Here is a 16,612-nt window from a genome sequence, read left to right on the forward strand (position 1 = left end):
CGAAAAAAGAAGCGGAAAGTAGGTGGAGAAAAGTAATGGATAAAGTGAATTAATTAACAGCAGATTGCAATACAAGGATTTGCCAATGCAGTAATGGAGTTAGTTCAAAAAATATTTACCTAATAAATCATCCTTCGGGGTGTTTTTTTATTTGTATAATGAAGGAAAATATCTCCTTTTGTTGAATATTAAAATTGGTGATGATATATGAATGTTGAGACAAAGTACATTATTAGATGGGGTATTCCGGGATGGATCTATATTATTAGCCTAATTTCTTATTTCATCTTTAGTACACCAGAATTATTAGTCAGTCTAAAAACTAAATATGGTTTAACAATCCTGAGTTTAAGTGCGATTCTTGCAGGGATTGGAGTTCCAGTTGGTTATCTTATCCATCAAATAAGTATGCTTTTTGGTTTTGTTATAAGTCATAAATGGGACAAGTATTTTAAGGAAGAGTATGACTTAGACAGTAAAATTATTGGTGCTGACAACGGAGAAAAAATTAGAGAAAGGTATCGTCATTTATTATCACGGGTGCATGAATTAAGAGCACTAAAGTATAGCAATGGGTTATCTATGTTAACGGTTGTAGCTATACTATATTTGTATTCAAATACATTAGCTGGCTTAATTATTTCAGCCATTAATTTTTTATTCGTAATAATTGTCCACGTTAATCAAAAATATTTCGAAGCAAACTTAAAATTTTTTATAAAAAGAACTATCGAGCGCCATTAATGGCGCTTTTGCTTTTTTCTCGGAGGGCCGAGCAAGCCTAAACTTTGTTCCAATCCGACTGAGGAAGGTATTATGCATAGCACAAAGAACAACAAGATAAGGCAGAGCGACATCGATATTACGATGAACGTATTTGTGATAAGAAAGCGCGTGAGTTTTACCATAGCAGCACGTACAGGAAGCAGTGTTGATGCCAGAACCGGTCTTAAGAAGAAGCGAATCACGTCAGCAGATGTTGATATTGTTTCTGTTAAGATAGATTGGTCGTTACGCTTATCATTGAGCAACGTGCATATGAATATGTTGATCGGCCATTAACACCAGAAGAGGAATTGCAACAATTAAAAGAACGAATAACACTGATGCAGCAAGCATGAGACGACTTGCGATCAGGAGGTATGTAAGAGGGCTGTAGATTTTGGACAAGCGGCATATTTAGTACAACGTATTTCTAGACGGAGCATATACTTATGACTTGTGATTAGCAGACGGCCGGACTTGAAAGAGAGGATTGGCGCTTACTTGAGAGAAAATGGACGACAAGATTTAAGTACACAATAGGAATCGTGAAGTAATGCTTGTTCAACTAAATGACAGGTTAGATGAAGAAGGGAGTTCAGCATAAGAGTATGTTATTATAGGTAAAAACAGTGGCAGTTAAGGTGAAAGTAATGAAAAGGGTGAAGAAAATGAATGAACAGATTATCAAATGCCCTGGTTGCGGGCTAATGCTACCCGATCAATGAATAGAATTGCCGTATCGTTTTAATGCGACGGGAGAATGTTACCAAAAATACAGTGAACTTAGCCTGTATACGATGAGTAAACAAGACATCGATTTTGTGCATCAGCACGCTATCGATGCATACAGTGCACAGCACGCAGGCGGTGGTATGAAAAATATCACAATTGCTTTTTCATTAATTGGATTATATTATGCGGTTGAGCTTGGTTACACTGGAAAACAAGTGCAGCGAGTGCATATGCTGCTTAGTCGACGAAAATATAACTGGCCGTCGTTACAACTCCCCAGCAAGCCCTATTCACTAACTGTTAATGACGTTTTGAAAGAGCAACCAGGGAAAAATCGAGATGCTATGCTTAGAGAATGGATATATGATGTGTGGCAGTGTTGGGAACATCAACACAACTGGGTAAAGAATATTTCACAATCTTTGTTAAAATAGATTGATCTAAAAAATACTCTTATAGAACTAACGAGCTAGTTGAAGAACAGGTCAACATTGAAAAGATGTTGACCTTTTTGTTTTGCATTAGGACGATACAGTGTCATAAGTACTGCTTTATAAAGCATCCTCCTCTTAAAATAGTGGGTAAATATGCTGTGACGTTAAAAGGAGGAAAGCGGGGTACCTGTAAAATTATCAAATCTCTATAAAAAGTTAAACCGGCGGTGGCTGCGTTTGCAGTTGAGAAAAAGATTAGAACAGCATCTTAATTTTTGAGGTTTGGCAGTGGTGTATGTGTTGATTCTTCAGGAATACATGTGGACTTGACGGGAGTTTGCAATAAAAAATAGTATGTGTAAGTTCCAATAAGTAAATATGCATGAATGAAAATTTTGTTATATCTGAAACCATTTTTCCAAAAAATGCGTATAAAAATGTGTAATATGATGGAAAAGCGAGGGGTTGACATCATGTCTAGCAATGATTTAGGAGTGATTATTTTCTTGGGGATTATGGGGTTAACTTCCCTATTCTTAGCATTAAAGTACAATAAAAGTTTTCATTCAAAGTTTGTTGAACAAAATTTTGGTTCAGGTGACCAAACCGGAGGCCTTTTTCTTCTAAATGCACTAAGACTTCTCTTACCATATTGGGTTTATAGAATCATTTTAACTTTAATAGGAATCTGTTTATTATTTGGAGATTTTATACTTGTTATGAAGTTGAAAAGTTAAATCAATTTTATATAGTTGAGGATTTTATTAATCTATCTCCTAATTTTTCTATGCTGTTTAACAAAAAGAGAGGATAAATTTCATGCTGGGATTATTACTATACCTATTGCTATGGTTTGTAGTGATGAATATGATGTAGCAGTGTTAAAAATTCCTGAAAAAGATGGTAGTTGAGCCATTTATACAGCTTCCAAAAGAATGGAAGGTTATGGGGGGAGATGAGATTGTAACTTTTCGTTTACCTCCTCGGAGTCATAGCAATCCCTTTTTTACCAAATCTATTTTCCAGGATAGTAAGTCAAATCAATAACAATATATCAAATAAGAAGTTTAGAGGGATTAGCATTTAATATGGAAACAAAAAGTTCAGAAGAGGAATTAACAAGGAAGATAGTTGTAAAGCTAGAGATCAAAGAAGGAAAAGACATTGAGATGAGTTTCTTATATGGAGATATGAAAAACCTAGGGTTGTAATAGGAAACAAAATGACAGTTGAGTTTCCTTGGATGCGGAGGAGCCGAGGTTATAGGCTTAAAAAGGAACAAGGTCATTATAGGGTGTACAAGTACCAGATTATTCAAGCGGGTGGATTGACCTTGTTCCATTAAGATTTATTTCCACTATTGAAGTGCTTGATACAAAAAATAAAAAAAGCCAGGACTTCTTTCGGCATATGCAATGGCCTTCTAACTACATGATAACAACAAGGGGGGAGTGGGGAAACGATTTTCTCAATTGTCGTTTTTACGCGATACGAACGGAGAAAAAACAAACGAAGCAATCGAGACAGCGTTTGAAAAATATCGCATGTATATGCTGACGATTCCGGGCGAATTCCTGTCACGCGTGGCACAAACGTACTCTCTCGTGCTGCCAAGCGACACGAATGCTTTTTATTCATCTACAGAAAACGCGGCAATCAAAAAAGCAGACTTCGAACGAGAACGTGATGAGCACATGGAGAGAATATGCAGTGAGGTCAATAAACTCAATGCAATCGAGAGGGGAATAAATCATTAAACGATACACGTCCTTAGAAGCATTTCTTCATTAGATAAGCGATATATCGGTTAAAATACATTCATAGATAAATGTTGGTCATGATTTCTTTAATAGTCTTAGTATTATTTCACGATCGCCTTCTGGGTTTATGGATTCTGAATGTTTATTGTTCTATAAAATGGGGATGCATCCCCATTTTATAGGTTAAATTTATGAACCACTTCTCGCAATTCTTCTGCCATCGTTGCAAGCATTTTTGCTGAAGAAGTAATTTCCTCCATCGAGGCCAGCTGCTCTTCTGTAGAAGCAGCAACTTCTTCAGATGTAGCTGCATTTTCTCTTGCAATCGCCGTAAGCTCATGCGCTGTCGATGTTACTTCTTGTACTCCTGCAGAAATTTGTTGAGCGGTTGCAGAAATTTCTTCTATTTGTGGCGCAATATCTTTCATATTTTGAACGATTTGTGCAAACTTCTCAGCTGTTTCTTTTGATGTTTCAAGACCACTTTCTACGTTTTTCGAAACTTCCGACATAGATTTTACAGAGTTTTCTGTGTCATATTGGATTTTTGTAATTAAGTCGGCTATTTGTTTTGCTGATGTTTGCGATTGTTCAGCAAGTTTTCGTACTTCATCAGCTACGACTGCAAAGCCTTTTCCGTGTTCTCCCGCTCTTGCTGCTTCAATTGCTGCATTTAAAGCAAGAAGGTTTGTTTGATCGGCAATTCCACTAATCACATCAAGAATTTTGCTAATCTCTTTTGAACGTTCATATAAAGACTTAACTATTTTGTCAGATTCGATAACCGCTGTGTAGATTGAATTCATTTGCTCAACTGTACGTACAACAGAATTTCCGCCATCTTCAGCTTGTTGAGTAGTTTGTTTTGCGAGCTCTGTAACCTGATTAGAACTATCGGCAACCCGGATAATTCCTTGTGCAATTTCTTCTAACGAAGTAACATTTCGCTCAATTTGATTCGTTTGCGTTTCAGCTCCGCTTGCCACTTGCTGAATCGCAGAAGAGACTTGTTCCGTTGCTGCTGTTGTCTGATCTGCGCTTGCTGTTAATTCCTCTGAAGATGCAGCTACTTGTTCCGCTGTATTTCTTACTTCACCAACGATATTTCGCAAGTTTGAAATCATTTCATTCATTGATTGAGTTAATTGACCAATCTCATCGTTTGATTTTGTTTCAAGCAGTTTTGCTGATAAATCTCCTTCTGCTACCATTTTCATACGTTCTACTACCTGGGAAAGCGGTTTTACAATCATGTTGGAAAGGACAATGGAAATCGCCAAGCTGAGAATAATAGAAATAATAGTGAGGGTTACTATAAAGGTATGTCCGTTTTCTGTTCCATTCGCAGTTAACTGATTAAGTTCTTTTAAACCTAAAATTGACACGATGGTAAACAATAAAATAACAACGAAAAATCCACTAATAATTTTTAATCGAAGGCTCTTCATCATTCATCCTCCACTCCTAGGTTTTCTTTCAGCTCTTTTAGCTGCTCTAAATAAATGAGTTCATCATTGCCTAACAATTTTTCTACATCTAATAGGATTAAAATTTGATTTTCTAATTTTGCTATTCCATATAAAAAATCGATTTTTTTGTTTTGGGTAATAGTAGGCGTAGGTTGAATTTGTTCTCCGGCGATATCCATTACTTCATTTGCGGCATCGACAATAAGCCCTACATCTATCTCCTTGATTGTTACTACTACTAATCTCGTTTGATCAGTATACGAATTCGATTCTATTGAAAGGCGTTGGCGTAAATCGATTACAGGAATCACATTTCCACGCAGATTCATAATCCCTTTGACATAGGGGGGAGTATGAGGAAGGACTGTGATACTTTGCAATCGCTCAATAGAACGAACTTGGTGAATATCAATTCCAAATTGTTCGTTATGTAGTTTGATAACGACACATTTTATGTTCTGCTCCATCATCACAACTCCTTTCTAAATTGTAATTACTTAAACTAAAAAACTGTCCTCTAACATCTAAAGAGGACAGTTGATTAGACAATGATAAGAGCCTTCTTAAAAAATCATAATGATTCTTCATAAGAAGGGCAACTGGCTGGCGTGTCTATTGAAAGTAGATTTAGCCCCTTTAGCTTTGCGTCCTACCCTTTCGAGTAGTTTGCCGATCAATATTAAATTGTTTGTATAAATTTGTAGAAATTTGTCTAATAATACTGCAATAAGATATTAGCAAAGTTTATAGTAAAAATGATATAGCTAAATAGAGCTATTTTTTGATATATATTGACAAAACAAATAGTATTGTTGGACTATTAAACAAAAATATTCAGGATATAAGCTGTGTTTCTTTAGCGTAAAAACGGATGAGATAAAGCCTCTTGGTGCCCAAGAGGCTTTTGCTGTGTGTGCTCTTTTTAATAACGTGGTTATGTAAAGAAACTAACGAGATCTGTATAAGATCTCGTTTTTGTTTTGAGATTCTTCACTTTTTACAGATGTCATACAGAAAATGAGGTCTGGTGCAAATATAATGACATCTTGAAAACAAGATCTCACTTCTAAGATTTTATTAATGTATTTTTTGCAAGAGAACTACAACTGTTTTCTGCTGAGGCGACTGCATTTCCAAAGGGCCTAATGGTTGCGCCACGAGGGGTACCTAGCTTACAAGAAGATGTAAGTCCTAGAAACATCCTAATGATACCAATTGTCATGCTAGAGAGATCACTTGTAAAGGCTGTATCCTCGTTGAAGGTTAATACGTACATATGACGGTGGGATACAATATATAAGACTGATAATGCAGTTGTTCTTTGCTGATTGTAATAATAGACCTAAATAGGTTTGATTCGGACTCATGAGAACAAGTGCTAGAGATAATCCTGCGGCCATAAGGATCGCAACAGACACTTCTGAATATGTTCGATAGGCATTACTCATATATTCAATGACAAGTGCACCAACAATGATGACAAGAATAGTGACCATATTTATTAAGCCAAGCGCACCTCCACTAGGGAAATGTGAGATAGTGTATCAGCCATTAAGGACTGCCGCCGGGAGTTATAACGGCAATGAATCCATCAGCCCAAAATGCTCGTTGCATGAACCCAAAGTGAAGCATCTCCATTGGGTGTTTTCCTTTCATGCGACAGGGAGCATTGCATTGGTTAGGAAGCGGTGCTTTTCTTGTTGAAGTAATAGGCAGTAAAGTCGAAGGAGGATAATCTTTAAAGAACGAGAAATGTTAATGGTAAAAAATAGTGATCGATGGTGGGATCAATGAAAATAAGAGATATTTTTAGTGATTTACCAACACTTGAAACAGAGAGACTTATCCTTCGTAAATTTACTTTAGATGATGTAGAGAATATGTTTGGTTATGCTTCTAAACCAGAAGTATCAAGATTTGTACCTTGGGAGGCGCATCGCTCCGTTGAAGACTCATATAATTTTATAAACTATATCCTAAAGCAATATGAAGTGGGAAAGTTAGCTCTTTGGGCAATAGCGTTAAAGGAGAATAATAAAGTAATTGGTACAATTGATTTTGTTGATTGGTCTCCAAGTCATTATCGTGCTGAGATTGGATTTATACTATCGAAGGATTATTGGGGAAAAGGTCTGAATGTTGAGGCTGGAAAAAAAGTAATTCAATTCGGTTTTAATAGAATGGAGCTAAACAAAATTGAAGCTCCTTGTATGGTTGAAAATGCTCGTTCTCAAAGGGTTTTACAAAAGTTAGGGATGAAGTTGGAAGGAATATTACGGGAAAAATATTTTATAAAAGGAAAGTTTCGTGATATGGCTGTTTATTCAATTCTCAAAAATGAGTATAAAAATAAATGAATGCATATCTTCGTCGGGATCGCGATGTCCCATTTGACAGCCAGCCGAGCCGGGCGAGATTCGTGGATGGTGAAGGTGAAACAGAAAATCTCAGGGATGTTTTGCCAAGAAAATGTATGTCTTCTGTCGGATCGGAAGCATCATCTCGATGTTGCGAAACAGGAAAAAAGGATATTAGAAAATCGCTCAGCAAATGATGACTATTCTTAACAGGGGGTTTTTGTATTGAAAACGCCCTGTTTTTGTTGCATTTTTGTAGGCTGGCTTGGCAGTAATGGGATGAGTAGCTATCTTTCAGAATCTGCTTTGTTAAAATTTAATGTTGATTTATTAGTAAATATAGGTATAATTGGCTTGAAATGAAACTTTTTAGCATTTAAATTGTAAAACTGGGATTAAAGGGAGGTGTTTTTGATGAGAAGGTTTATTTTATTTGCGATTAGTTCTATACTTCTATTTTCAATGTTCCAAGTTTTATCAGGATGGATTTTAACATTAATGTATACCCCTAATATGTCAGATGCTTGGAGTAAAAATGCTGGTTTACCGCAAGAAGTTGTGTTCGGTGGAAGTGATTTTATGCCTACGCTTTTAGTCGCTATTATTTCCGCTACAATAGCATTTTTTATGTCAAAAAGGGGTGTCTTCTTCAATTACTGGTGTAACCGATGAGAGAAATTAGTTCTTGCGGTCTTTTGGTGAATGATCTCATAAGATTTCCATAGAAACTTTTATTATTTTAAATAATAAAGACTGTAAAGAACCTGTTTTTCTAACTAGGCTGTACATCATTCGTTTCATTGTTTTCAACTGGTTAATTTGTCCTTTTAGTACATCATTGCTGTGCAGAAGAAGAAAAGCATGTTTGATAGCCTGCAAATTATTATGCAAGCGTAAATGGCTGTTTTGCATCAGAAAAGATGATGACGCTGTAAAAAAATTGTAGTCTTCTTGACGAACTGTTTGCGATAATCTTGAACTATTTCATAGATTGGTCGAACGTTTTAGACATCGCTTCAGATCGATGGTCTCTTTCTCGGAAGTTGATGACGCGGGAGTGCATATCCAATAAACGAGTAGTTTCCGTGAAACCCAGTACGCCAAAATAGGCACATGGTTTCGTTTTCGATTTCTTCGAATAATTTGCGCTGCCTGCCGTTTGCACAGTATCTATATAGTCTTCTTTGCTGATGAGAAAAACAATGTCATTGCTCGGCCTAATCCATGATTCGTTGAAGAAATGATTGAATCGGTGTTTTTTTCAGCGTTGACCAATCGATGGTGTAGTCGTTAGTACGAACGAACCAATAAGAAGGATTGTGAATTTGAGTGTATGAGGAAATTAATGAAATAAATGGAATTAGAAGGCTAAGTGACGATTGCTAACAATTGATGTTGCTTAGTCACTTTTTTGTTTTTAAAAGGAAATTGATAGGATAAATGGAGTGAATAATTCATATATTATCTAGTCATAAAGAACGAGAAAAAGGAAAGAGTGGGTAATTTTCTTTTCAAATGTTCGTAAAACGTGCTATTATGACTAATGGTCATATATTCCTAATATTCAGAAGTATGGTTGTAAAAATAAAAAATGGGGTGAGTTGAGTACAATTGAGCGCGAGGGAATTGTTACAGAATGTTCAGGAAGCGTATGCATCTTTGATCGGGTTGCCACTCATCATGATAGATTCTGCTTATACGTCGTTGACGTCGGTGTCTAATGCAGATGAATTTAGTGAATTAATCATGTTTTCGGAGAGTAAAGATTTGCAGAAGATGCTAGCAGAACAATGGGAAGATTATTTGCAATTAACAAGCCCAACGGTAATCGATTTAGTGTTTCCAGGGGCCAAAGGGATTATTACTCCTGTCATTGTTGAAGAACAGGTCTATTGTTTTATTTTGGCTGGTCCTTTTATCATAACTGGGAGCCATCTTGAAACGAGAAGAGGAGCCGGAGATAAAGAACGCTGGAACCGTTCCATTATGTCAGCTAGTAAATGCTCTTTATTAGATATACAAGCTAGAGTGAGAGTTCTAGAGAAAATGTCTCATGTTTGTGCCCGCCTTGTTGAAGGGGAAAAACGAAATAAGCGTTATCTTCACTGCTTACGTTCTCTACATGAAGCTGTGGGGTATTATGAGAAGCAGCAAACGTTACATATAACGTCATATCTCCGTATTTTTTGTCAATTTCATCCGTACATTCATTTTGCAGCCTATGCCAAAAGAATCGATGAAAAACGTTTTGTTATTGAAGACATTACTACAGAACAAAGTGACAAAAAATGGTTGGGGACTATATATACAACTGATCATCCGATTATGAAATATCTTGTAGAACGACGTGAGCCTCTTTATTTAGAAAATGTATCGGCGAAGTTTGAATTTGCGGATTGGATGAATAAAGAGAATGAGTTAAAAACGTTATTTATCTATCCACTTACACAAAATGATTCCATTTCTGGGGCAATTTTTGTTGGAAGTAAAGCGAAAGCCCGGTTTGGTCAAGAAATCAAAGAGTCGGGGCATTTACTTGCGAAATTATTTGAGATGTTTTTATCCTATCAATATAATCAATGTAATCGGAACGAAAAACGTTATTTATCTGCCCTTGAGTCGTTAAACGACATGTGCAAGGTTATGAACATGATGAACAATGTGGATGAAATTTTACATATGGCTGCGCATTTAGCTCTTGAATTTGCTCAAAGCGATTTTTCAGCCATTTTTCTCAATCATCCTAATGAGCGAAAGGTAATTACCGATACAGCTAATTCTTCCTATCGACAGTTTCATCACTACTATGATACGGTTTGGTCTCGTTATTTTCAGCAACAACAAGATTTTTCTTCTGCCTCACCGAATGTTTATAAAACGGGATTTGGTATAATGATGGAATTTCCATTTTACATTCATAAACATATTCAAGGGGTATTGGCTGTACATGTTATACAGACGAAACCATTAAAAGAAATAGAGGCGTATCTTTCGCTGTTAACAACGATGCTCACCTTCATTTTACAACGAGTAATGCAGCCAGAGGAACGGGGGCTATCGATTCAAAAGTCGTTTTTCTCAGAACTGTTAACTTCAAGGGAGATGGATGTATTAAAATATATTGTACAAGGTTATAGCAACCGTGAGATTGCTGAGAAACTGTATATTAGTGTGCACACCGTTAAAAACCATATTACAAATATTTTCCAAAAATTAGGAGTTACTGATCGCTCGCAAGTCATTGCAATGGTTTATCAACTGAATTATGGGGAATATGAATGGAAATAAATATAACGCAGGAGAGGAGGATAGGAATATAGGAAAGAGAAAGTAAGGATTCCGATTATAATTAAGGTAGTAGCTAGTCGGGGAAGGAATGATTGAAAGATGAGGGCATACCGGATCGAGTGGAGTGCTATAATTGAAGATCGAACCGTGTTAGATGGAAGAAGTCTGGTATATGCCGATTCGCCAGAACAGGCTATCGATCAGCTAATCGTACAAAAGACAAAAGAATATCGCTTGAAATCGGAGTGGCTGCGCATTCAAACAGTTATGGAACTCCCCTATTTGCAGACAGATGAAATAAAAAGCGGAGGTGCTGAGAGCAGCTCTTGAAGCATTAAGAGCCAAGCATAAAGCAGCCTCCGCAAATGGGGAGACTGCTTTTTCATCCTTATTGATTGTCGCGTGCTTTGTTTTGACGAATTCCTGCAGCTGCTGCGCGAGCTTCTGCTTCTAAATCTTCATGATCCGCCAACTCACGAGAATATTCGACATCTAGACCATCTGATTTCAATTGTTTCGGAACTTGTGGAAGAGATGATTTGTTTTTATCACGAGATTTTTGTCCTCGAGATCGGCCCATAACCAATGCCCCCTAAACACGGTAGTGTGAATCATTCCGATTCATCATTTAGGATGGCTTGAAAACATAAAAGTATACATGGCATGTTTGTTTAATGACGTGCTTTTTTTGCGGTATAGCCGCCTGCTTGGTCCGCTAACTTAAAATCACGAGCGTATGTGATCTCTTGTGCACTGGTTAGGGTGCTTTTTGTTTTGTCGCGTTTTCGTTTGTCTGCCATGAGCGTACTCCCTCACTTTATGAAAAATTGGTTTGTTTATATAATTAACCATTTATTATCATTTTATGCACCAATTCTGTTTATGAAAAATAAAAAGAAAAGGGAGCACTCAATGCTTATGATTGAGAGTCCCTTATCTTTATGCTTCTTTCCATTTCTGTTCTTCTTCAATGGTAGAAGGGCATCGCATCATATAAAGTGTATAGTTATCTTTGGAAATCTCATATAAGTTGTAAATGTCTTCACCTTGATTTATTTGCTCTAATAAGCTTTTTCTTGTTTCATTGGCCAATGTCACATAAGGCAATTTTTCCGCCGCTTTTATCGAGCGAACATTGACTTTACGAATGCGCAAAAAAATGGTTTGAATGGATCGTTCATAAAATAGCTCGTTGAAGAAGGCGTCTTTTGCGCGTTGGTTATATCCTTTTCCGTGATATGGCTTTCCGAGCCACGTGCCTAAAAAACCAGCCCCGTCTTGTATATCAAATAAGCTAATCGTACCGATCGGATTGCCCCACTCGTCTAAAATGGTTCGTGAAATCAGCTCTCCGCGTTCTTCCGCTTCAATTGTTTTTTTGGTCATAAATAAAAACTCTTCATAAGAACGGGCTTTTTGGCGCACGAAAGGGAAGACCTCTGGGTGCACCATCAGTTCGTAGAGCGCATGACAATCTTGAAGCTCACGTTTTTTCAACATGTTCTTTCCCTCCTATCACGAGGGCAGTTCGCACGTGGGGAAACCACCCTCGAAATTTTTTAATATATTTCAATCAAAAAATTTCGGGGTGGGAATCGAACCCACTAGAACCAGCATCATCTTGCTGGTGGCGCACCATTTGCCTTCCCTTTTATGACTGTCTATATCCAGTTGTGAACGAATAAATTCCGTATGGTATAAAGATCTTCTTCATCATACACGATTATTTGAAAAAAAGAAATAGGTTTTTTGTTAATTTTTTTTGTATATTATTTCTCCATTTACCATTGTTAAAATTGGTTTTGCAAGATAATGGAATGGATGGAAATTCCATAAGACGATGTCTGCATCTTTTCCGACCTCTAGGCTGCCAATGCGGTCGTCCACTCCTAAATTGCGAGCGGGGAGAATTGTAATTCCTTCCAGCGCTTTTTGCTCATCTAAGCCTTCGCGAACAGCAATGGAAGCGCAAATGTTTAAATATTGAATCGGGGTATACGGATGATCGGTTGTAATCGATACTTCAACTCCTGCCTCAGAGAGAATGCGATATGTCGTCCAGCTTTTATTGGTAAGTTCAACTTTCGAGCGTCTTGTTAACGTTGGGCCGACAGAGACTTTTAATGGTTTTCCTTTTAACTCATCAGCGACAAAATGGCCTTCCGTACAATGCTCAATCCGTAAATCTAAATTGAATTCTTCCGCGAATCGCACCGCTGAGATAATATCATCAGCGCGATGAGCGTGAATGCGGACCGGAATTTCCCGTTTTAACGCTTGAATAATAGGGGCTACGCGCAATTCTTCGGGATGGTCACAATATTTGGCTTTATAAAAAGCTTCGCGTAACATACCCATAATTCCCATGCGTGTAATCGATTCTTTATTGCCATTGCTATGAATGCGCTTTGGATTTTCACCGAGTGCGATTTTCAATCCGGCTGTTTCTTTAATCATCATTTTGGCGATGTTTTTCCCATACGTTTTAATGACTGATGTCGTACCGCCAATTACATTGGCGCTCCCCGGCATAATATGAACGGTCGTAATCCCATGAGCAATGGCATCACGAAAACCTGGATCAAATGGATAGACGCTATCTATTGCTCGAATATGCGGAGTCATTGTCTCAACCGTTTCATTGGCGTCATTTCCTGCCCAGCCAGTTCCTTCATCATATAAACCTAGGTGTGTATGAACATCGATAAAGCCGGGAAATAAGTACATTTTGTTGCAATCAATAATTTCGGTTTCTGAATCGGCGGGGAGCCTGTATCCTATTTGCTTGATTTTCCTATTTTCTACAAGTAAATCAGCTTGTTTCATCGGTTTTGAGGTAATCGGATAAATAGTTGCTTGCTTAAATAATATTTTTTTCATGGTTAACTCCCTTGCTATACAATTAAAATCGTGTTGTTATTGTAGTATGTCCCGGAGAGCCTCTTCAAGAACAGGAAAAGAAAAAGTAAAGCCAGCTTCATTGAGTTTTTTTGGCAATACTTGTTGCCCTTCAAGAATAAGCATGCTCATTTCTCCAAGTAAGGCCTGAAGAATAGGGTGCGGTATAGGAAGCCAATGTGGGCGATGAAGCATTCGTGCGATCATTTTTCCGAATTGTTCCATTCGTACTGGGGAAGGAGAGGTTATGTTCACCGGGCCAAAAAGATCACTGTTATTTAAAATATATTCAAGAGCGCGCACAACGTCAGTAATATGGATCCAAGATAGCCACTGTTTTCCTGAACCAATGGTGCCGCCCACCCACCATCGATAAGGGGTGACGATCCGTGGCAAAGCACCTCCATTTTTACCAAGAATGATCCCGAATCGGGCGAAAGCGGTACGAATGCCGAAAGACTCTGCTATTTTCGCTTCCTCTTCCCATTTTTTCACCGTTTGGGCCAGAAAATCATCGCCGATATGAAGGCTTTCTTCGATAAATGTATCGTGTAATGATGTTCCGTAAATACCGATGGCACTGGCGTTGATGAACACACTCGGCGGGCTGGGTAAGCGGGTCAAGAGATCAATGATACTTCTTGTTGCCGATATTCGGCTGTTTATAATGCGTTCTTTTCGCTTTTTTGTCCATCTTCCGCTATTAATTGGTTCGCCAGCTAGATTAATGATGGCGTCAAGAATAGGAAGTTTCGTTTCTGGGCGGTCTTTTGGCGTGAGCCATTCGATATAGTGAATGTTTCGTGTTGTGGACGAACGGACTGTTCTTGTTAATATGTAAAGGTCGTGACCTTTGTTTTGGAGATAATGTGTCAATGCTTTGCCTACAAATCCTGTTCCTCCGGCAATTGCGATGTTCATGGACAACCCTCGCTTTTTAATCTCTTTTTTACATGTTTCGCTTTGTCTATACGTTATTCCTTTTTTTATATGTTACGATAAATAATGAGGTGTAATCGAAATGGCTATCATTACAAAAATCGCTGTTCAAAAAAAGAATCAAGAGCGTTTTATGGTTTACATTGAGAAGGAAAACGGAGAAGAGGTCGCGCTTAGTGTCGATCAAGATGTGCTTATTCAGTTTCGATTAAAAAAGGGAATGGAAATTGATGAATTAGATTTACAAGAAATCGTATATGCCGATGAGGTACAAAAAGCGTACCATACCGCCTTGTATTTTCTTTCATATCGAATGCGTTCGGAAAAAGAAATTATCGATTATTTAAAGAAAAAGGGCGTTGCTGAAGCAGTTATTCGCGATGTATTACATAAGCTGCGAGAAAACCGCTATGTCAACGATCGTGAATTTGCTTACGCCTATGTTCGTACACAAAAACAAACAACGACGAAAGGTCCCGTAGTGATTCGCAACGAGCTTGAAAAATTCGGCATTGCGGAAGAATGGGTTGAAGAAAGCCTTCAATTATTCACATTTGAAGAACAGCTTGAGGTGGCGCGAAAGCTATACGAAAAAGCAAAAAAGCAGCAGAAAAAGCTGTCTTCACAGCAATGGAAGCAGCATGTTAGACAACTCCTGCATCGCAAAGGATTTTCACAAAATGTGATTGATCATATCATCGTGGCGTGCATTGAACGCCAAGACGATGAACAGGAGTGGGAAGCGCTTGAATATCATGGGAGAAAAGCGCATCGCCGTTACGAAAAGTACGACGGGTATGTATACGAACAAAAGATGAAACAAGCGCTTTATCGAAAAGGCTTCCCTCTTGACATGATTGAACGGTTTTTACAACTGTTAAAGGAGGAACAATCGTAATTAGGAAAGGATGATTTCGGGTTGCCCGTTTTCCAAGGCTATGATTTGTTTGGCGACTTCTTGCGCAGAACGAAGGCGGGAGCGGTCTTTGATATGGTCCGTTCCTTGCCAAAACGGAGTATCCATTCCGCCCATATATACCGCTGTGACAGAGATATTTGTTTGTTCGAGCTCTTTCACAAGGCTTTCGCTGAATCCGCGAATCGCAAATTTTGTTGCGACATAGACCGATTCGTTTATTTTTCCTCGTAAACCGGCTGTAGAAATAATGTTGATGACTTTTGCTTTTGGAAGCGTTTGAAAATACGGTAAAAATGCTTTTGTCATATAAATAGTGCCGTTTACGTTTGTTTGAATCATCTCATTGATTTGTTCATGAGTGAGTGATGAAAACGGTCCAAAATAACCGATTCCTGCGTTATTGACTAAGCATGTGACATGATGATCTTGAATGATGGAGTTGACTGTTCGATAGACTTCTTCGTAACAACGAATATCAAGCGGATACGCGAATGCTTCACCGCCCAAGCTTTCAATCTCTTGTTTCACCTCAATAAGCGGCTGTATTCGTCTTGCGGTTAGAATGATGCTGTATCCGTTTTGCGCATATTGTAGCGCTAATTCTTTGCCTAAGCCCGTACCGGCTCCTGTGATAACAATAGATTCCATATTCACATCTCCATTTCGTTATGTTGTCTTTTTTATCATATAATAAAAACAAGGGGGAATACAGGGTGAAACAGTGGCATGAACAAAAACGCTATAGTGAAATGACAGAGCAAGAATTAAAACAAGAAATTGCAATATTAACGGAAAAGGCACGCAAAGCGGAACAAATGGGCATGGTGAACGAGTATGCGGTGTATGAACGAAAAATTGCGATGGCGAAGGCATATTTGTTAAATCCTGACGATTTCAAACTAGGCGATATATACGAAATTGACGGCGATCCCGGTTCATTTTTTAAAATTCGCTATTTAAACGGTGTATTTGCATGGGGATATCGGTTAAACGGGGAAGGGAAAGAAGAGGCACTGCCGATTTCACTTTTGCTTAAGCCGTAAGGAAACCA

The 16,612-nt window shown here is 38.0% G+C and carries 20 protein-coding genes and 1 riboswitch; of the genes, 11 read left to right on the forward strand and 9 right to left on the reverse strand.

What is annotated here, in order from left to right; genetic code table 11:
• The first annotated feature begins 207 nt into the window (after nucleotides 1-207).
• From HNR31_RS15970 to HNR31_RS15990, 5 genes are all read left to right on the forward strand, one after another.
• A complete protein-coding gene (locus HNR31_RS15970; RefSeq protein WP_181557183.1) occupies nucleotides 208-744 on the forward strand; it encodes a BA5345 family protein in 537 nt (178 codons plus the stop codon).
• A gap of 72 nt (nucleotides 745-816) precedes the next feature.
• On the forward strand, nucleotides 817-1,062 hold the full coding sequence (locus HNR31_RS15975) for a hypothetical protein (protein WP_181557184.1): 246 nt from the start codon (nucleotides 817-819) through the stop codon (nucleotides 1,060-1,062).
• A 434-nt stretch (nucleotides 1,063-1,496) separates the two neighbouring features.
• Nucleotides 1,497-1,931 carry a DUF5946 family protein gene (locus tag HNR31_RS15980; protein WP_258561115.1) on the forward strand — a complete coding sequence of 145 codons (435 nt, stop codon included), beginning with the start codon at nucleotides 1,497-1,499 and terminating at the stop codon, nucleotides 1,929-1,931.
• Between the two features lie 473 nt (nucleotides 1,932-2,404).
• Nucleotides 2,405-2,668 (forward strand): hypothetical protein, encoded by a 264-nt coding sequence (locus HNR31_RS15985; protein WP_181557185.1) that lies wholly within the window; start codon nucleotides 2,405-2,407, stop codon nucleotides 2,666-2,668.
• A gap of 714 nt (nucleotides 2,669-3,382) precedes the next feature.
• Nucleotides 3,383-3,688 (forward strand): ArpU family phage packaging/lysis transcriptional regulator, encoded by a 306-nt coding sequence (locus tag HNR31_RS15990; RefSeq protein WP_181557186.1) that lies wholly within the window; start codon nucleotides 3,383-3,385, stop codon nucleotides 3,686-3,688.
• Between the two features lie 179 nt (nucleotides 3,689-3,867).
• Here the strand turns inward: HNR31_RS15990 and HNR31_RS15995 are convergent, their stop codons facing one another.
• The 3 genes from HNR31_RS15995 to HNR31_RS18995 all read right to left on the reverse strand — a co-directional run bounded on the left by HNR31_RS15995 (nucleotide 3,868) and on the right by HNR31_RS18995 (nucleotide 6,656).
• The gene (locus HNR31_RS15995; protein WP_233414548.1) at nucleotides 3,868-5,139 is read right to left on the reverse strand and encodes a methyl-accepting chemotaxis protein; all 1,272 of its coding nucleotides are present in this window, start codon (nucleotides 5,137-5,139) and stop codon (nucleotides 3,868-3,870) included.
• The gene (locus HNR31_RS16000; RefSeq protein WP_220129571.1) at nucleotides 5,139-5,627 is read right to left on the reverse strand and encodes a chemotaxis protein CheW; all 489 of its coding nucleotides are present in this window, start codon (nucleotides 5,625-5,627) and stop codon (nucleotides 5,139-5,141) included. The genes HNR31_RS15995 and HNR31_RS16000 overlap by 1 nt, the downstream gene beginning before the upstream one ends.
• A gap of 124 nt (nucleotides 5,628-5,751) precedes the next feature.
• A riboswitch (cyclic di-GMP riboswitch) is annotated at nucleotides 5,752-5,841 on the reverse strand.
• Nucleotides 5,842-6,392: 551 nt separating this feature from the next.
• Entirely contained in the window at nucleotides 6,393-6,656 is a 264-nt protein-coding gene (locus HNR31_RS18995; RefSeq protein ID WP_306465168.1) for a metal ABC transporter permease, read from the reverse strand.
• 294 nt (nucleotides 6,657-6,950) lie between these two features.
• On the opposite strand from HNR31_RS18995, the gene HNR31_RS16010 reads away from it, so the two are divergent.
• From HNR31_RS16010 to HNR31_RS16025, 4 genes are all read left to right on the forward strand, one after another.
• The gene (locus HNR31_RS16010; RefSeq protein WP_181557189.1) at nucleotides 6,951-7,517 is read left to right on the forward strand and encodes a GNAT family N-acetyltransferase; all 567 of its coding nucleotides are present in this window, start codon (nucleotides 6,951-6,953) and stop codon (nucleotides 7,515-7,517) included.
• Between the two features lie 414 nt (nucleotides 7,518-7,931).
• Nucleotides 7,932-8,189 carry a hypothetical protein gene (locus HNR31_RS16015; protein WP_181557190.1) on the forward strand — a complete coding sequence of 86 codons (258 nt, stop codon included), beginning with the start codon at nucleotides 7,932-7,934 and terminating at the stop codon, nucleotides 8,187-8,189.
• A gap of 939 nt (nucleotides 8,190-9,128) precedes the next feature.
• Nucleotides 9,129-10,805, forward strand: a complete 1,677-nt coding sequence (locus HNR31_RS19205; protein ID WP_220129572.1) for a helix-turn-helix transcriptional regulator — start codon at nucleotides 9,129-9,131, stop codon at nucleotides 10,803-10,805.
• Nucleotides 10,806-10,904: 99 nt separating this feature from the next.
• The gene (locus HNR31_RS16025; RefSeq protein ID WP_181557191.1) at nucleotides 10,905-11,135 is read left to right on the forward strand and encodes a hypothetical protein; all 231 of its coding nucleotides are present in this window, start codon (nucleotides 10,905-10,907) and stop codon (nucleotides 11,133-11,135) included.
• A gap of 58 nt (nucleotides 11,136-11,193) precedes the next feature.
• On the opposite strand, the gene HNR31_RS16030 is transcribed toward HNR31_RS16025, so the two are convergent.
• The 5 genes from HNR31_RS16030 to HNR31_RS16050 all read right to left on the reverse strand — a co-directional run bounded on the left by HNR31_RS16030 (nucleotide 11,194) and on the right by HNR31_RS16050 (nucleotide 14,624).
• Entirely contained in the window at nucleotides 11,194-11,385 is a 192-nt protein-coding gene (locus HNR31_RS16030) for a YfhD family protein (RefSeq protein WP_181557192.1), read from the reverse strand.
• A 91-nt stretch (nucleotides 11,386-11,476) separates the two neighbouring features.
• Nucleotides 11,477-11,605: a YfhE family protein gene (locus HNR31_RS16035; protein ID WP_181557193.1), complete on the reverse strand. Its 129-nt coding sequence runs from the start codon at nucleotides 11,603-11,605 to the stop codon at nucleotides 11,477-11,479.
• Nucleotides 11,606-11,744: 139 nt separating this feature from the next.
• Nucleotides 11,745-12,305, reverse strand: a complete 561-nt coding sequence (locus tag HNR31_RS16040; protein ID WP_181557194.1) for a GNAT family N-acetyltransferase — start codon at nucleotides 12,303-12,305, stop codon at nucleotides 11,745-11,747.
• A gap of 252 nt (nucleotides 12,306-12,557) precedes the next feature.
• Nucleotides 12,558-13,685 (reverse strand): amidohydrolase, encoded by a 1,128-nt coding sequence (locus tag HNR31_RS16045; RefSeq protein WP_181557195.1) that lies wholly within the window; start codon nucleotides 13,683-13,685, stop codon nucleotides 12,558-12,560.
• A 36-nt stretch (nucleotides 13,686-13,721) separates the two neighbouring features.
• Nucleotides 13,722-14,624, reverse strand: coding sequence for a TIGR01777 family oxidoreductase (locus HNR31_RS16050; protein WP_181557196.1), 903 nt, complete (start codon nucleotides 14,622-14,624; stop codon nucleotides 13,722-13,724).
• A gap of 100 nt (nucleotides 14,625-14,724) precedes the next feature.
• On the opposite strand from HNR31_RS16050, the gene recX reads away from it, so the two are divergent.
• Entirely contained in the window at nucleotides 14,725-15,540 is an 816-nt protein-coding gene (recX, locus tag HNR31_RS16055) for a recombination regulator RecX (RefSeq protein ID WP_181557197.1), read from the forward strand.
• Here recX and HNR31_RS16060 read toward each other — a convergent pair whose 3' ends face one another.
• Nucleotides 15,541-16,209, reverse strand: coding sequence for an SDR family NAD(P)-dependent oxidoreductase (locus tag HNR31_RS16060; RefSeq protein WP_181557198.1), 669 nt, complete (start codon nucleotides 16,207-16,209; stop codon nucleotides 15,541-15,543).
• Nucleotides 16,210-16,229: 20 nt separating this feature from the next.
• On the opposite strand from HNR31_RS16060, the gene HNR31_RS16065 reads away from it, so the two are divergent.
• Nucleotides 16,230-16,604, forward strand: a complete 375-nt coding sequence (locus tag HNR31_RS16065) for a YfhH family protein (protein WP_181557199.1) — start codon at nucleotides 16,230-16,232, stop codon at nucleotides 16,602-16,604.
• Nucleotides 16,605-16,612 lie beyond the last annotated feature (8 nt).

Origin of the sequence: Thermaerobacillus caldiproteolyticus (assembly GCF_013761245.1) — a bacterium.
In the GTDB taxonomy this organism is placed as follows: domain Bacteria; phylum Bacillota; class Bacilli; order Bacillales; family Anoxybacillaceae; genus Thermaerobacillus; species Thermaerobacillus caldiproteolyticus.

Excerpts from the sequence above, each read along its gene's own strand:
- HNR31_RS15970 (WP_181557183.1), top strand. The coding sequence starts at position 208 with ATGAATGTTGAGACAAAGTACATTATTAGATGGGGTATTCCGGGATGG.
- HNR31_RS15975 (WP_181557184.1), top strand. The coding sequence starts at position 817 with ATGCATAGCACAAAGAACAACAAGATAAGGCAGAGCGACATCGATATT.
- HNR31_RS15985 (WP_181557185.1), top strand. The coding sequence starts at position 2,405 with ATGTCTAGCAATGATTTAGGAGTGATTATTTTCTTGGGGATTATGGGG.
- HNR31_RS15995 (WP_233414548.1), bottom strand. The coding sequence starts at position 5,139 with ATGAAGAGCCTTCGATTAAAAATTATTAGTGGATTTTTCGTTGTTATT.
- HNR31_RS16000 (WP_220129571.1), bottom strand. The coding sequence starts at position 5,627 with ATGGAGCAGAACATAAAATGTGTCGTTATCAAACTACATAACGAACAA.
- HNR31_RS18995 (WP_306465168.1), bottom strand. The coding sequence starts at position 6,656 with ATGGTCACTATTCTTGTCATCATTGTTGGTGCACTTGTCATTGAATAT.
- HNR31_RS16010 (WP_181557189.1), top strand. The coding sequence starts at position 6,951 with ATGAAAATAAGAGATATTTTTAGTGATTTACCAACACTTGAAACAGAG.
- HNR31_RS16015 (WP_181557190.1), top strand. The coding sequence starts at position 7,932 with ATGAGAAGGTTTATTTTATTTGCGATTAGTTCTATACTTCTATTTTCA.
- HNR31_RS16025 (WP_181557191.1), top strand. The coding sequence starts at position 10,905 with ATGAGGGCATACCGGATCGAGTGGAGTGCTATAATTGAAGATCGAACC.
- HNR31_RS16030 (WP_181557192.1), bottom strand. The coding sequence starts at position 11,385 with ATGGGCCGATCTCGAGGACAAAAATCTCGTGATAAAAACAAATCATCT.
- HNR31_RS16035 (WP_181557193.1), bottom strand. The coding sequence starts at position 11,605 with ATGGCAGACAAACGAAAACGCGACAAAACAAAAAGCACCCTAACCAGT.
- HNR31_RS16040 (WP_181557194.1), bottom strand. The coding sequence starts at position 12,305 with ATGTTGAAAAAACGTGAGCTTCAAGATTGTCATGCGCTCTACGAACTG.
- HNR31_RS16045 (WP_181557195.1), bottom strand. The coding sequence starts at position 13,685 with ATGAAAAAAATATTATTTAAGCAAGCAACTATTTATCCGATTACCTCA.
- HNR31_RS16050 (WP_181557196.1), bottom strand. The coding sequence starts at position 14,624 with ATGAACATCGCAATTGCCGGAGGAACAGGATTTGTAGGCAAAGCATTG.
- recX (WP_181557197.1), top strand. The coding sequence starts at position 14,725 with ATGGCTATCATTACAAAAATCGCTGTTCAAAAAAAGAATCAAGAGCGT.
- HNR31_RS16060 (WP_181557198.1), bottom strand. The coding sequence starts at position 16,209 with ATGGAATCTATTGTTATCACAGGAGCCGGTACGGGCTTAGGCAAAGAA.
- HNR31_RS16065 (WP_181557199.1), top strand. The coding sequence starts at position 16,230 with ATGTTGTCTTTTTTATCATATAATAAAAACAAGGGGGAATACAGGGTG.